We start from the raw sequence: 15,958 nt of genomic DNA on the forward strand, positions 1-15,958 counted from the left end.
TTGTGCTTCATTTTTCTCTTGAATACAAGATATAGTATGCGATATACTAGATGTGTATAAGTATGTAAAAATGGGGAAAGGGGGAGCATTAGATGAATAACATCCTTGATACTATCAGGAAACGTGCATTTGATTACGGTGTTGCACTTTATTTTGTTGCAGCAGTAATGATGCTTATTATCCCTATTCCGACATGGTTAATGGACTTCCTGCTTGCCTTTGATATGTCACTTTCCTTTGTCATATTATTCACGGCAATGTTTTCTAAGGAAGTACTGGATATGTCATTTTTCCCTACTATCCTTTTGTTCACAACAATATTCAGAATAGCGCTGAACGTATCCTCCACAAGACTTATTCTTACAGGTGGAGATGCGGGTAAAGTTATCGAAGTATTCGGTTCCTTCGTTGGTGCAGGTGATCTGATCATCGGAGCTATTGTTTATGCAATGCTCATCCTTGTTCAGTTCATGGTAATCAACAAAGGTTCTGAACGTGTTGCTGAAGTATCGGCTCGTTTCACACTGGATGCTATGCCCGGTAAGCAGATGGCAATTGATGCCGACCTTAATACCGGTGCCATCACTGATCAGGAAGCTAAGGAGAGACGTGAGAAGATTCAGAACGAAGCAAGCTTCTTTGGTGCCATGGACGGTGCTACGAAGTATGTTAAGGGAGATTCTGTAGCAGGTCTTATTATCACTGTTATAAATATTGTCGGCGGTATTTTGATGGGTGTGCTCAGACAGCAGCTTCCTATCACCGAGGCTCTTGATAAATACTCGATTCTTACCATGGGTGATGGTCTTGTAAGTTCAATTCCTTCACTTCTGGTATCTCTCAGTACAGGTATCCTTGTAACAAAGGGTAGTAAAGAAGCAGATTTTGGTCCTGCCCTTATCGGACAGTTATTTGGCATGTCCAAGACTTTGTATCTTGTTGGCGCCATTGTGGCAGCACTTGGTATTCTTACACCTTTGCCGAATATTCTTTATATTCCTCTTGGCGGATTTGTTGCCGCTCTTGGATTTATGATGGACAGACAGAAGACTGTAGCTCATACAGAGGAAGAGGTAATGGCTGAGGAAGAACAGCAGGCTGAGGAGATAAGGCAGCCTGAAAATGTTACAAGTCTTTTGCAGGTTGATCCTATCGAGCTTGAATTTGGTTATGGAATCATACCCCTTGCTGATGTAAATCAGGGCGGTGATCTTCTTGACCGTGTCGTAATGATCAGAAGACAGATAGCTCTGGAGCTTGGTACCGTTGTTCCGATTATTCGTTTGAGGGATAATATTCAGCTTAATCCTAATCAGTACATTATCAAGATTAAGGGTATTCAGGTCAGTGACGGAGAGATCCTCTTTGACCACTATATGGCTATGAATCCCGGCAATGCGGATGAGGAGATAACAGGTATTCCCACATATGAGCCTTCATTCCACCTTCCTGCTACCTGGATCACAGAGAGTCAGAGGGAGAGAGCGGAGTCTCTTGGTTATACTGTTGTTGATCCGCCTTCAATTATTGCAACACATCTTACAGAGGTTATCAGGAATCATATTGCTGAGCTTCTTACAAGACAGGATGTACAGAATCTTGTCAACAATCTTAAGGAGAACAATCCTGCACTTGTTGATGAGCTTACACCCAAGCTCATGTCTCTTGGTGAAATTGAGAAGGTGCTTCAGAATCTTCTCAGCGAGGGGATTTCTATCAGAGATCTTGTTACAATTTTCGAGACTCTGGCAGATTATGCTCCTTCTACACATGACAGCGATATCCTTACGGAATATGTCAGACAAAGTCTCAGAAGGGCTATTTCCAGTAAATATTTCTATCCCGGAGAGACCACAAGTGTCATTACACTTGATCCTAAGATTGAAAAGGAAATTATGGATTCTGTTAAGCAGACAGAAACCGGTGCTTATATAACTCTTGATCCCGCAAGGACCAAGGCAATACTTAAATCAGTCGGTGAGCAGGCCAAGAAGCTTGAGGATGCAGGCAGAGTGCCTATCGTCATGACCTCACCCATTGTTCGTATGTACTTTAGGAAAATGACTGAAGACTATTACAAGGATCTTATTGTAATATCCTACAATGAAGTAGAACCTAATGTTGAAATGCAGTCAGTTGGGATGGTAGCGGCATAATATGATAATTAAAAAATATACCGGAAAAACTGAATCAGAGGCCACGGAAATCGCGAAGAAGGAGCTCGGGGAAAACATTGTTATCATGAATGTCAGACCCGTTAAAAAGAGCGGCTTTTTTGCTATTTTTGCTCCTCCGAGAATAGAAGTTACGGTAGCTTTAGAGGATGAACCTTCAAAGGTTACAAGACCTGTGAGGCCCAATAATGTGCAGCCTCAGAAGGTTGCAAGACCTGATACGGCAAATAATGCCACTATGGCAGAGAAATTATTAAAAGCACAGGAATCGGGAGAAATTCCGCCTCTTAAGGTTGGAACTCCCTCACCTGTAACTCCTGTATCAAAGCCTCAGGACAGATACCAGCCTGGGCCACAGAAAACCACATCCGAACCTGTTAATGAGGATAACAGCGCGATTGAGGAGAAGCTGGACAGCCTTCACAATCTTTTGGAGAAAAATCTCAGGAATGAGAAGGAAGAGGACAGGGAAGAGAGTAATACTGTTTCCGAGGAGACCATTACTTTTGTAAAGGTTCTCTATAACACGCTTATTGAGAATGAAGTTGATGAGATTTATGTTAATCAGCTTACAGATGAAGTGGAAAAGGTCAGCAAGCCAAATATCCCTATGGATTATGTTCTTGCTAACGTTTATCAGAAGATGGTCCTTAAGTTTGGAGCAGCGGACAAAATAAAGCCGCCTTCTTCTGATGGCCCTATAGCAGAGATTTTCATTGGACCTACGGGCGTAGGTAAGACAACTACCATTGCTAAGCTGGCTTCTGAGCTTAGAATAAATCAAAAGAAAAAGGTTGCTCTTCTTACAGTGGATACCTACAGGATTGCCGCGGCGGATCAGCTTAGAACCTATGCGACTATCATGGAGATTCCTTTCCGTGTAATTTATTCCGTTGATGAAATAAAGCAGGCTGCAGAAGACTTTAAGGACTACGATTATATTATGGTCGATACAGCCGGACACAGTCTCCACAACGAGGAACAAAAGCAGAATATGGTTGGCTTTATTAAGGCTCTTGAAGAGCTTGTTGATACCGAGAATTATCTCGTTTTAAGTGCAACCACAAAATACAGGGATCTTATGGAAATTGCTGACGGATATTCACAGCTTGTCCGTTATAAGCTTATTTTCACAAAGATGGATGAGACCAGCTCTGCAGGAAATCTCTATAATATCCATATGCATACAGGAGCTCCCATGTCCTATATTACTAATGGACAAAACGTTCCCAGTGATATTGCTGTTTTTGATGCTCAAAGGAGTGTTAAGAGCTTGCTGGGCGGTAACTAATCGCCGTATGAATTTACAATAAAATGTCGACATTTTTACAGATTTTGATAAAATAGAAACAGGTATATTTATGGATCAGGCTGAACAGCTTAGGAAAATAATTAAGGCAGAAAATGCCCCTCAGAGACCGCTTGCCAGAATAATTACCGTTACAAGCGGTAAAGGAGGCGTAGGTAAGTCAAATGTAGCAATCAATCTTGCGATTCAATTCCGCAGAATGGGACAGCGAGTAATCATACTTGATGCGGACTTTGGTCTTGCCAATATCGAGATAATGTTTGGAACAGTACCGAAGCATAATCTCAGCGATCTTATTTATCAGGGGAAAAATATAAAGGACATCATAACCTGGGGACCGGAGGGTGTTGGATTTATATCCGGAGGCTCCGGTATTTCAGGAATGTATGATTTAAGCAGGGATTACCTTGTTTATATAATTGTTAATCTGGCAGAGCTGGATGCGATTGCGGATACGATAATCATTGATACAGGTGCAGGTATTTCCAATGCAGTTATGGAATTTCTTGTAGCAAGCGGTGAGATAATACTTGTTACTACACCTGAGCCAACATCGATTACAGACTCGTATTCACTTTTGAAGGCACTGAATCAGCAGCCAAGATTTTCAAAAGAGAACACTATGATCAAGGTGGTTTCAAACAGAGTAGCTTCCGCAGAGGAGGGACAGCAGCTTTTTAATAAGCTTAACGCTGTAGTTGCCAGATATTTAAAGCTTCCGCTTTCATATCTGGGAGAGATACCGCAGGATCAGAGTCTTGCAAGAGGCGTAATGCAGCAGACACCTGTTTCTATACAGTATCCAAATGCTAAATCAGCTAAAGCATTTGAGCAGATCGCAGCGAGGCTTACAGATAAAAATGCAGCAGATATTATCAAACCGCGTGGAATGGCTGCATTTTTCTCACATATTATTACTGGAAGAAAATTAAATGAAAAAGGTTCCGGAGAGCAAAGCTCCGGTCAATAAAAATAAAGGTAAGAGGGGTACCTGAAAATGCTTGCGGATTATATATCGCCCGGTAACAAAATCGAGCTAAAGGCAATCGGCAAGGTCTGGATGGATGATGACAGTCGAACACGGAAAATCCATCTGAGTAAGATTACAGATGTAATCTCGGAGGACAGGATAGAAGTACTGATGCCAATGGACAAGGGCAAGCTTGTATTGCTTCCTGTGGATGGAGAATACAGCCTGTGTTTCTACAGCTCACGAGGATTATTCCAGTGTTACGGAAGGATCGTTGACCGATACCGAAGCAACAATGTTTATATTCTTGTGTTGGATCTTCTAAGCAACCTTCAGAGGCTTCAAAGACGAGAGTATTACAGATTCAGCTGTGCGCTGGAGCTTAAGTCAAGAATATTCTCGGAGGAAGAGGTAGAGGCCATCCGCAGAAATTGGGGGCTTTTGATTGGGACAAGTAAACCGCTGCAGCGAAGTGTGATCGTGGATATAAGTGGTGGAGGTTTACGATTTGTCGCCAACTTCCAGTATGAGGAAGGAAGTACGATTTATTGTGCGTACAGACTTCCGGGGAATATTAATAACGTCGAATATGAAATGGTGTGCAATGTACTAAGGGTACAGGAACTTGAAAACAGGCCGGGATTGTATGAACACCGCATACAGTACGCCTACATTGACGAGACTTCCAGAGAGGATATTATTCATTTTATCTTTGAGGAAGAACGAAAAATTAGAAAGAAGCAAAACTAAATGTCGAAAAAAATTTTATTAGTTGATGACTCTGCACTCATGAGAACCGTCCTTAGTGATATTATAAACTCAGATTCAAGATTTCAGGTTGTAGATAAGGCCAAAGACGGTATTGAAGCTCTTGAGTTGCTGAAAAAGAATTCCTATGATGCAGTTATACTTGATGTAAACATGCCTCGTATGGACGGAATTACGTTACTCAAGGAAATCAATAAGAATAAAATAAGGGCGAAGGTAATGATGTGTAGTACAGATACCAAGGAAGGCGCGAAGGTAACACTTGATTCACTGGAATTGGGAGCTCTTGATTTTATTCATAAACCGGATCGTGCCTCGGAATGCCGAGGTGATGATTTCACATCAACACTTATCAGGACACTCGATGCGGTATGCGAATCGAAGGCTCCTGCAATAAGTACGAAGGCTTTCTCACTCGATGAAATGAAAGCCTCTCGTAAGGTGGTGGAAATCGTCGGCAAGCACGCAGACAAGGTCACCGGCAATCGAATCGTTGCGATTGCAAGCTCTACGGGTGGTCCTCGTGCGCTTCAAGCGGTTATTCCCAGACTTCCTAAAAACTTAAAAACACCGGTTGTACTTGTGCAGCATATGCCGGAAGGCTTTACAGCTTCTCTTGCAGAAAGACTCGATTCTCTTTCAGAGATTAGTGTAAAGGAAGCAGCTGAAGGAGACGTTCTTCAGCCGGGTACGGTATATATCGCCAAGGGCGGTAAGCACATGCATATCATAACCTCCGGTAGTAAGCACACCATTCACTATGTAGACGGTCCTACAAGAGAAGGTGTAAGGCCATGTGCGAACTTCATGTATGAATCCCTTATGGATTCCGATTATGACACAGTTTGCTGTGTTGTACTCACAGGAATGGGAGCAGATGGAACGGAAGGAATTAAAAATCTGAAATCGGTTAAAAAGGTTCATGTCATTGGTCAGGATGAAGCTTCCTGCACGGTTTATGGCATGCCTAAGGCAGTGGCAACAGCTGGTCTGGTTAATCAGGTCGTTACACTTGATGACATAGCCCAGGAAATAATAATGAACGTTGGAGTTAAGTAGCTGTGAGAACCTGACGAAGTATTTTTGAGTCTGGTTCGAACGTGTTGAGCTGAACGAAGTGAAGCACAACTTCCTTGTTCAATCGGATTTCAGAACATTATCCTTAATCCCAGCTTACTTTCTCTAAGACGTTCGCTTTTCTTATGGAGGTAAAGGGATTATGGATGTTTCTCAGTATCTAGGCGTCTTTCTCGACGAATCAAAGGAGCATCTGCAGACACTGAATGATGCAATCATGCAGCTTGAGCAGGATCCGGAGAACGAAGATGTTATTAATGATATCTTCCGTTCTGCGCATTCCATGAAGGGAATGGCAGGAACCATGGGTTATACAAACATGCAGAATCTGACCCATGATATGGAAGATGTATTTTCTGATGTGCGTAACGGCACATTAAAAATTGACAGCAGCATGATAGACACTCTTTTCCAGTGTCTTGATGCTATTCAGGCTTACGTTGATAATATCACCGAGTCACAGGACGAAGGAACTGAGACCAACGCAAATCTGATTAAAGCGCTTGCAGATATAAGGGCAGGTGGCGGAGCTGCGCCCGCAGCAGCTCCCGCAGCTGAGACAGCACCTGCAGCTGAGGCAGCACCCGCAGCAGCTCCCGCAAACGGATCTGCTCCTGATGCTGATCCTACTAAGGACTATAGAGCTATTAAGCTTGATCCTGATGCGAAGGGTAGCCTTGAGGATGCTAAAGCAAGTGGCAAGAAAATCTTTGGAATCAATGTCAAAATTCAGGATTCCTGTATTCTTAAAGCAGCAAGAGCATTCCTCGTGTTCAAGGGACTTGAGGAAATCGGTGAAATTGCGGCTTCTGAACCTTCTACCCAGGATATTGAAGATGAAAAATTTGAATTTAATTTCAGCATGATCATAACCACAGATGAGGATGATGTTGGTAAAATCAGAGAAATTGTCAAGAACGTATCTGAAATCGAGGATTGTGAGATTGGTGAATTTGATCCCAGTACAGCAAGAAGTACTGAGGATGCTGAGCCGGCTCCTGCAGCAGCTGAAGCAGCACCTGCAGCGCCCGCAGCACCTCCGGCTGCAGCAGCACCTGCAGCAAAACCTGCAGCAGCACCCGCAGCTAAGCCCGCAGCAGCACCTGCAGCTAAGGATGCCGGTGGCAAGAAGCCTGTTGGCAAGCCGGTTGTTAACCGCACAGTTCGTGTAGATATTGATAAGCTGGATGTTCTGATGAACCTTGTAAGTGAGCTTATTATCGCGAAGAACTCACTTATATCAGCAGCTAATTCAGCAGGTATTGTAAGCGGATCTGTTAATGAACAGATTGAGTACCTTGAGAGTGTAACCACCAACCTTCATGAGTCTGTCATGAAAGTTCGAATGGTTCCTATCGAGAGTGTATTGCAGAAGTTCCCGAGAATGATCCGTGACCTTAATAAATCACTTGGCAAGAAGATGGAACTGACCATGACCGGTGAAGATACTGAAATGGACAGAACCGTGGTTGATGAGATCGGTGATCCTCTGATGCACCTTCTTAGAAACAGTGCTGACCATGGTATTGAGTCTGCAGAGCTTCGTGCTGAGCGTGGCAAGCCCGAAGAAGGACAGATTTTCCTTCATGCGTACCAGGATGGTAACAGCGTTGTCATCGAGGTAGGTGATGATGGTAATGGTATCGATGCAGATGCAGTTAAGAATAAGGCTATTGAAAAGGGTGTAATTACCCAGGATCAGGCTGATTCAATGTCAGAGAAGCAGGCTGTAGAGCTTCTTTTCCATCCCGGCTTCTCCACTGCAAAGCAGGTATCTGAAATTTCCGGAAGAGGTGTTGGTCTTGACGTTGTTAAGTCCAAGGTTGAGTCTTTGTCCGGTGAAGTAGATGTAAAGACAAAGCTTGGTGAAGGAAGTACTTGGATTATCAGACTTCCTCTTACACTGGCTATTATTCAGGCTCTGATGGTAATTGTAGGAAATGAGAAATATGCTATTCCTCTTGATTCCATTCAGAGTATTGAGGATGTTGCTCCCGAAGATATTAAGACGGTTGAGAATAAAGAGGTTATCAACCTCCGCGGTAACGTAACACCTATCATTCGTGTTAACAGAGCTCTTGAAACTGAAAGCACAAAGGCTGAGGATGAGGATCTTGTTGTAGTAATCACCAGAAAGGGTGACCAGCAGATCGGTCTTGTAATCGATGAACTGATGGGACAGCAGGAAATCGTTATCAAGCCACTTGGCAAATATATGAGCAAATGTCGTATGATCAGCGGCGCTACAATCCTTGGTGATGGTGAGATCGCTCTGATCCTCGATACAAACCAGCTCGCGTAACTTCAGCTTTGTGATTATTGCGGCGAAAGTCGCAGGAAAGGGTAAATAACTATGAATGAACTTAGAGATACTCAAGACGTTGGCGAACTTATTCAGTATATAGTTATACGTCTTGGCGAAGAACAGTATGGAATAGATATTAAGTACATTGACAATATTGTGCGCATGCAGCAGATAACAAGAGTACCTCAGGTAGCTCATTATTTGAAGGGCGTTATCAATATCCGTGGTGTCATTGTTCCTGTAATGAGCTTAAGACTCAAGATGGAAATGGACCCTGATGAGATTACTGATAAGAGCAGGATCATCATTCTTAAGGCTGAAGAGGATACCCTCATTGGCATAATTGTTGATCAGGTTAATCAGGTACTTACGCTTGGCAGTAAGAGTATTGAAAAAGTAACCTACAGCAATGATAAGGGCAAGAAGATAAACAGCTTTATCAGTGGCGTTGGTAAATACGAAGGTGGTCTCGTTTCAATTCTTGATCTCAACATGGTTGAGATGGAAGAGGATAAGGCAAAAGCGTAAATTGCTTAAATATGAGGAGGAAAATCTTTGAGTGAGATGAGTTTGGACAATTTGTCCAGTCAATACTTTGATGTACTCAAGGAGCTTGGAAACATCGGCGCAGGTAATGCTACGACTGCACTTGCACAGATGCTGAATACGAAGGTGGATATGTCGGTTCCACAGGTAAAGCTTCTTGACTTTAAGGATGTTGGCGACCTTATGGGCGGAGCGGAGCAGATTATGACCGGTATATATCTTAGCGTTGAGGGAGATATAAACGGAAGTATTATGTTCCTGCTCGGGATGAAGGCTGCAAGACATCTGGTTAATATGCTCATGGGGATTACGGATAAGGACGAAAATGATCCTTTCGATGAGACTGAGCTTTCAGCAATCAAAGAGGTTGGTAACATTATTACAGGTTCTTACCTGAATTCTCTTTCTATGATTACCAATCTAAAGCTCTTACCGTCAGTGCCATTTATCGCAATAGATATGGCCGGTGCAATCCTTTCGGTTCCGGCTATAGAGTTCGGTATGATGGGTGATAAAATTTTGCTGATTGAGACAAGCTTTTTTGATACAGAAACTCTCAGTGGATATTTTATCCTGCTTCCGGATATGGAGGGTTACAGTAAGATACTGACATCACTTGGTATGGGTGATATCACAGTTACAGGATAAGGAGCTAATGCATGAGCCAAATAATCAAGGTTGGTATGGCTGATCTTAATATTTGCGTGAGTCCTGACGGAATAACGACATTGGGCCTTGGCTCCTGTGTAGGAATAGCAGTGAGGGATCCGGTTACAAAAATTGGAGGTCTCGCACATGTGATGCTACCGGATTCCAAAGAAATTAAGAATAACTCAAACATTCCGAAATTTGCTGATACAGGTATCGAAGAACTTATAAAACAGGTTGTTGCAAAAGGGGCTAACAGGTCAAGGCTTGTGGCCAAGATTGCCGGAGGTGCGCAGATGTTTGCCTTCAGCTCGTCAAATGCAACAATGCGTGTTGGCGAGAGGAATGTAGCTGCGTCAATAAAAAAGCTGAAGGAATTGAACATACCTATATTGGCACAGGATACAGGTGAATCTTATGGTAGAACTGTTATTTTCTACCCGGAAAACGGTGATTTTGTCATAAGAGCTGTCGGTAAGCCGGAAAAGACTATATGAGCAAAGTAGAAGAAGAAAACAGCGAAGAAAAATTAGAAGAAACATCTGAAAAAAAATCAGATGAACAATCGGAAGATTCAAAAAAGGAAAAAGAGAAGAAAGTAAATGTAAGAACTGAGGTTATTGCCAGGACGGAAGCGCCAAAGACAAGACTTATTACCGCTTTTGTAATGCTGTCAGGTAGTTTGTTCGTAGCGATTTTTACCTACCTTCAGCATTACGATATCGGCAAATGGCTTACAACACTTTTCATTTCTCTTGTGATTTTTACAGTGGCCGGACTTCTTCTTGAATGGCTTGTATCTCACTTTAATGGAATGGTTCAGGCGAGGGATGATGCAATCAGTGTTCAGGAAGAAGCAATAGCTGCAAGAGAGGCAGACGAACTTGCAGCTTTAGAGGCTGCGGCAGAAGCAGAGAGACTTGCAGCAGAACAGGCTGCGCTCGAAGCTGAAGAGGGAATGGTAAATAATCCGAATGACTTTGAGGATTTCGGGGAAAGTGACGAATTCGCTGGTATCGATGATACTGACGAGTTTTAACAAGGACTATTGACACATGGATGAAGCCGGAAGAAATAAGCTTTGGAGTGAATATCAAAAGACTAAGGCTCCTGAGCTTCGCGAAAAGTTAATTTTGGAGTATGCTCCGCTTGTTAAACTGGTTGCGGGGCGACTCTCCATGTATTTGGGTTTTAACGTTGAATATGATGACCTTGTAGGTTATGGCATCTTTGGCCTTATTGATGCCATTGATAAGTTTGACCTTTTAAAAGATGTCAAATTTGAGACCTATGCCAGCGTTAGAATAAGGGGTGCAATCCTTGATCAGATAAGAAAAATGGATTGGATTCCCAGGACTATCAGACAAAAACAGAAGAAGATTGAAACCGCAATTCATGACATTGAAAGGGAGCTTGGACATCCGGCTTCTGATTCTGAAATTGCGGCCAAGCTTGGGATTTCAGAGGATGAATATCTTAACTGGCAGAACCAGATGAAGGTTACAGGCGTTGTATCGCTCAATGAATTCATGGAGCAGGGAAGCGATGTGCCTGAAGATGGTAACAATCTTGCTTCCAGTTTTGATAAGCCGGAAGAGGCTCTTGAGAAGGAAGAGCTTAAGAAAATGCTTGCAGAAAGTCTGCAGCTTCTTACGGATAAAGAGAAGAAAGTTATTCTGCTTTATTATTATGAAGAATTGACATTAAAGGAAATCAGTAACGTACTCGAAGTTTCTGAATCGCGTGTATCGCAGCTCCACACCAGAGGACTTCAGAAAATGAGAGAAAAACTCGGAAAATACTTAGGAATTCTGACAGAGCTAAGGTAATATTCTACCTAGGAGGATGTGATGAACGGTTATTTTCAGTTGGTTACAGGCGGCAGGGATACAGGCATAAGAGTTTTTCCACCAACTGATGGAGGAGAACCTCTTCAGTATGATGCTGTAAAAGAGTATCTGGATGACCGTACAATCAGCTTTGTTCCTGCTGTCTTAAATGATGCCCTGACTAATGCGGATGGTATGCTTGTGATTTTGAATGATACACCGGCATACCCTGAAAGAGAGAGCTATAAGCTCACTATTTCAAGAGACCGCATGCAAGTCACGGCATTTTTTTATGCGCCTTCAGAGGATGGAGAGCTTATGACTCCGAAGGAATTTATTCAGGATCTTGCCTACAGGGAAATTACCTTTGGTATTGATTCTGAGGCAATTCAGAAATTCTTTGGAAACAGAGAATATTGTAAGGAATTTGTGGTTGCCAAGGGCAGGAAGACCAGAGAAGGCTGTGATGCAAGGGTTGAATACAATTTTAAAATGAACCTTCGCGCAAAGCCAACAATGAGAGAAGACGGAAGCGTAGATTATTTTAATCTGAACATGATCAATCATGTGAAAAAAGGTGATAAGCTGGCAATGCTTATCCCTGAAGATCTGGGTGATCCGGGACAAAATATCTACGGTGAAATCTTAAGACCTCACCCTGTTAAGCCTACAAAGATAAAGGCAGGAAAAAATACCAAGCTGTCAGAGGACGGTTTGGTTCTTTATGCTGATGCCGATGGCCATGTGACCATGAAGGAAGGTAAGGTCACAGTCAGCAATGTAATCCAGTTTGAAAACATTGATGTTTCCACCGGTAATATCAATTACGATGGAAGTGTTGAGGTTAAAGGTACTGTGGCAACCGGCTTTTCAGTAAGGGCCGGTGCAAATATCATTGTTAAGGGTGTTGTTGAAGGCGCAAGTTTAAAGGCCGGTAATGACATAATTTTGGAGCGCGGAATAAACGGTATGTCCAAGGGCGATATAACTGCCGGTGGTAACATAGTGACGAAATTTATCGAAAATGCCAGAGTTACGGCAAAGGGCTCCATAACCAGTGAAAGCATAATGCACTCCACCGTTTCTTCAGGTACTGAGATCAGAGTTTCAGGTAAAAGAGGCTTTATTGCAGGTGGAAGGTGTACCGCTACTGACAGAATAGTGGCGAAGGTTCTTGGAAGCGAGATGGGAGCCAGCACTTTGATCGAAGTAGGTGCCGATCCCAGTATCAAAATCCGCATGAGGGAGCTTACAAAGGCTATCGCTGATTCTCAAAAGAGACTAGAGACAATAACGCCAACCATAGATTCTGTAACAAAAAGGCTTCGCTCCGGCGCAGCACTGACTCAGGACCAGACAAGGCAGGCGCAGCAGCTTATGACCATGCACAAGGTGCTGACTTCTCAGCTTGAGAAAAATAACGCTGAACTTGCAGAGATACAACAGAAGCTTGCAGATTCTAAGGAAGCCTACGTAATTGTTGAGGATACGGCTTATCCCGGAACAACTATTCAGATTGGGGATCAGACCACCACTCTTAAGACTCAATCTCAGTATTGCAGATTTGAATTAAGGGATGGTTATGTGAAGACAGGGGCTATATAATAAAAGGTATTAAAAGCCGATAAAATTATTAAGAAAGGGGATGTTAGGGCCGAAGGGAGGCAACTATGTCGATAGGAAGAATAGATTTTCAGGGGGCAATAGCCAGAACAAATGACATAGCGCAGATAAAAGCCAATGAAGACAATCGAGCTATGACTAATCAGAACACCTTTCAGACTCAGTTTGACAAGGAAGTAGATCAAAAGGCTAACTCTGTAAATGAAAAAGAAAATGCCGACCAGAATAAGCAGGAAAAGTTTGACGCCAAAGAAAAAGGTAAGAACGAGTACAGCGGAAATGGCGGCAAGGGGGAAAAGAAAAAGAGGGAGCATACCAAGGAAGATATAGGAAAGCTTTCCGAGACTCTTATAGGGTCCGATGGAAGGCCTCTTGATATGCATATTTCCTCAGGGTTTGACTTCAAAATCTGAACACTTTATAATATTTTTATATTTGTATCTTTTTTAGGGAGAAGGATACGGTGTTTCTAGTGGGGATATTATGATAAGTGTTACAGAAATTGTTTTAATCATCGTCGGAATCCTGGCGGTTATATTAGGGTATCTGATACCGAACGGCTCAGCCCTCAGCGATATGGATGAAGAGATGACGGAAGCTAAGATTAACGATATGGTCAGAAAAGCTATCCGTAATTCTCAGGGCCAGATTGATGAAATGCTTGATGAATGCACAGAAGAGGCGATCAATAAAGCAGAAAGAGCTATGGACAGAGTCACTAACGAGAAAATGTCTGCAATAAGTGAGTATTCAGATACCGTCATGAATGATATCCATAAAAATCATGATGAAGTAATGTTTATGTACGACATGCTCAATGATAAGCATAAAAACCTCAAGAACACAGTTTCTGAGGTTAATCGTGCTGCCAAAGAGGTTAAGCAGACTGCAAAAGAGGCTGTACTTACAGCCGAGCAGGCAGAAGAGAAAGCAAGACAGGCAAAAGAAGCTGCAATGCAGGCTGATATTTCTTCTGAGGCCATTGCATATAATGAGAAAAAAGAAGATGAGAAGCAGTTTTCTTCCCTTGTGGATATTCTTGACAGAGCAGACAGTGCTGCAGCTCAGAAAACGGCGAACAGAGTTATTGGTACAGATACAGCATTTGCAGGTAATGTGATCACTCCGGAAGTTAATCCTGTCAGTGAAGAAAAACCTAAAATAAATGAAGTAGAAGAAATAAAATATGAAGAGAGAACTTCGGAGTCTGAAAAAGCTTTCGAATCCGAGAAAACATTCGAATCTGAGAAAGCTGATGCAGTTCCTGTAAATAATGAAACGGCGCCTGTTAAGGATAGGACTGAGTCCTATGACATGCCGCCCATTGAAGAACTTCCCGTGGTTAAGGAAGAGGGAAATGTTTCTGCAGCGAAGGTTGTTTCCATATCCGATGCTTCAAGAAAGAAAGCAGCTGAAGCTATGGAGACGCAGCCGCAGACTGTATCGAATGATCCTGCTTCAAGGAATCAGAGAATCCTTGATATGCATAAAGCAGGTAAATCTGCTGTAGTTATAGCCAGAGAATTAAAGCTTGGTATCGGTGAGGTAAAGCTTGTTATAGATCTTGCCGGCAAGCATAAAAAGAATAGAAGTTCTATTATGTGAGGAGCAATGGTCTGAAATGAAGCTTAAGTATTATTTACGTGGGATGGGACTGGGAGTCTTACTCACAGCCATAATAATGGGAGTCGCACTTTCAGGTTCTTCGGCCAAGATAAGTGACGACGAGATTATTAAAAGAGCCAGAAAATTAGGTATGGTTGAAGCAGAGAATACTTTATCGGAGTATTCTGAGTCAGCCAGAATTACACAGGAGATAGCAGAAAGTGTTGAAACTTCATCCGATACGCAGTTGGATACGCAAGGAGAAAAAATCTCTGAAGAAGTCGACCAAGGGGAGTCTGAAACAGGTGAATCAGTTCCGGAAATGGATAAAGAGACGCAGGAAGGCAGCAACCTTGGAGAAAGCAGCGAAAGCATTGAAGCCGAGCCGGATATTGCGCTCTCTGGTGACAAAGCCACACAGGAAGCATCCACAGAAACAGTAGAAAGCAGTTCAGACAGCAATGGCCTGAATTCGGAAGCTTCAGTAGTTGATAATGAATCAGTAAAGACTGAAAGTGAAGCAACGGATAGTGCATCTGTTGAAAACAGTTCTGTTGAGGAACAGGTACCGGAAGAAAATGCAGTTACAGAAAATACTGAAACCGCTAACACTCCTGATACCACAGAAAATACAGTAGCAGAGCAGGCTAATGAAGCTGATACTAATCAAAATCAGACTTCTTCAGGAGATGTTAATTACGTAGTAGTGGTTATACCCGGAGGAAGTGAATCTGATACCTGTGCAAGAATCATAAGAGAAGCAGGTATTATAGATGATGGAGTTGCATTCAATAATTATCTAGTTAATGCAGGTCTCGACAGAAAGATCAGATCAGGTACCAAGCAGATACCTAAAGGAGCATCTTTTGAAGAGATAGCAAGGATTATAACAAAATAATGTCTTGTCAAAAGCCCAAAATCATGGTATTCTATTGAAGCTGTGAGTTTATGGGCTTTTTTATTGCCATTTTTTCACAGAGTCACAAATAAACACGCATATCCACTTTTCATCCGGTGTCTTTTATTCATTGAGATAGGATGTGAACCTTCCGAAGGAAATAACGCCCCTCCGGGATACAAGGCAAAGATATGCGGAAGATTAAC

The 15,958-nt window shown here is 42.6% G+C and carries 15 protein-coding genes; all 15 read left to right on the forward strand.

Annotated features, from left to right (window positions below; translation table 11 throughout):
• Window positions 1-92: 92 nt before the first annotated feature.
• The gene (gene flhA, locus G608_RS0101350; RefSeq protein WP_051208696.1) at window positions 93-2,156 is read left to right on the forward strand and encodes a flagellar biosynthesis protein FlhA; all 2,064 of its coding nucleotides are present in this window, start codon (window positions 93-95) and stop codon (window positions 2,154-2,156) included.
• Between the two features lies 1 nt (window position 2,157).
• On the forward strand, window positions 2,158-3,465 hold the full coding sequence (gene flhF, locus G608_RS0101355; protein ID WP_026494490.1) for a flagellar biosynthesis protein FlhF: 1,308 nt from the start codon (window positions 2,158-2,160) through the stop codon (window positions 3,463-3,465).
• Window positions 3,466-3,535: 70 nt separating this feature from the next.
• A complete protein-coding gene (locus G608_RS0101360) occupies window positions 3,536-4,453 on the forward strand; it encodes a MinD/ParA family protein (protein ID WP_026494491.1) in 918 nt (305 codons plus the stop codon).
• 27 nt (window positions 4,454-4,480) lie between these two features.
• Entirely contained in the window at window positions 4,481-5,203 is a 723-nt protein-coding gene (locus G608_RS0101365; protein ID WP_026494492.1) for a flagellar brake protein, read from the forward strand.
• On the forward strand, window positions 5,204-6,280 hold the full coding sequence (locus G608_RS0101370) for a protein-glutamate methylesterase/protein-glutamine glutaminase (RefSeq protein WP_026494493.1): 1,077 nt from the start codon (window positions 5,204-5,206) through the stop codon (window positions 6,278-6,280). It abuts the gene before it with no gap.
• 160 nt (window positions 6,281-6,440) lie between these two features.
• Window positions 6,441-8,600: a chemotaxis protein CheA gene (locus tag G608_RS0101375; RefSeq protein ID WP_026494494.1), complete on the forward strand. Its 2,160-nt coding sequence runs from the start codon at window positions 6,441-6,443 to the stop codon at window positions 8,598-8,600.
• A 51-nt stretch (window positions 8,601-8,651) separates the two neighbouring features.
• Window positions 8,652-9,131: a chemotaxis protein CheW gene (locus tag G608_RS0101380; protein ID WP_026494495.1), complete on the forward strand. Its 480-nt coding sequence runs from the start codon at window positions 8,652-8,654 to the stop codon at window positions 9,129-9,131.
• Between the two features lie 27 nt (window positions 9,132-9,158).
• Window positions 9,159-9,797 (forward strand): chemotaxis protein CheC, encoded by a 639-nt coding sequence (locus G608_RS0101385; protein WP_026494496.1) that lies wholly within the window; start codon window positions 9,159-9,161, stop codon window positions 9,795-9,797.
• A gap of 11 nt (window positions 9,798-9,808) precedes the next feature.
• Window positions 9,809-10,294: a chemotaxis protein CheD gene (locus G608_RS0101390; RefSeq protein ID WP_026494497.1), complete on the forward strand. Its 486-nt coding sequence runs from the start codon at window positions 9,809-9,811 to the stop codon at window positions 10,292-10,294.
• A complete protein-coding gene (locus G608_RS0101395; protein ID WP_026494498.1) occupies window positions 10,291-10,836 on the forward strand; it encodes a hypothetical protein in 546 nt (181 codons plus the stop codon). The genes G608_RS0101390 and G608_RS0101395 overlap by 4 nt, the downstream gene beginning before the upstream one ends.
• Window positions 10,837-10,852: 16 nt before the next feature.
• Window positions 10,853-11,626 carry a FliA/WhiG family RNA polymerase sigma factor gene (locus G608_RS0101400; protein WP_026494499.1) on the forward strand — a complete coding sequence of 258 codons (774 nt, stop codon included), beginning with the start codon at window positions 10,853-10,855 and terminating at the stop codon, window positions 11,624-11,626.
• A 21-nt stretch (window positions 11,627-11,647) separates the two neighbouring features.
• Entirely contained in the window at window positions 11,648-13,231 is a 1,584-nt protein-coding gene (locus G608_RS0101405; protein WP_026494500.1) for a FapA family protein, read from the forward strand.
• A 65-nt stretch (window positions 13,232-13,296) separates the two neighbouring features.
• Window positions 13,297-13,662 (forward strand): hypothetical protein, encoded by a 366-nt coding sequence (locus tag G608_RS19500; RefSeq protein WP_051208698.1) that lies wholly within the window; start codon window positions 13,297-13,299, stop codon window positions 13,660-13,662.
• A gap of 70 nt (window positions 13,663-13,732) precedes the next feature.
• Window positions 13,733-14,854: a DUF6115 domain-containing protein gene (locus G608_RS0101415; protein WP_026494501.1), complete on the forward strand. Its 1,122-nt coding sequence runs from the start codon at window positions 13,733-13,735 to the stop codon at window positions 14,852-14,854.
• Between the two features lie 16 nt (window positions 14,855-14,870).
• The gene (locus tag G608_RS0101420; RefSeq protein ID WP_026494502.1) at window positions 14,871-15,752 is read left to right on the forward strand and encodes a hypothetical protein; all 882 of its coding nucleotides are present in this window, start codon (window positions 14,871-14,873) and stop codon (window positions 15,750-15,752) included.
• The last annotated feature ends 206 nt before the right edge of the window (window positions 15,753-15,958 follow it).

This window comes from Butyrivibrio sp. WCD3002 (assembly GCF_000424265.1).
Classification (GTDB): domain Bacteria; phylum Bacillota; class Clostridia; order Lachnospirales; family Lachnospiraceae; genus Butyrivibrio.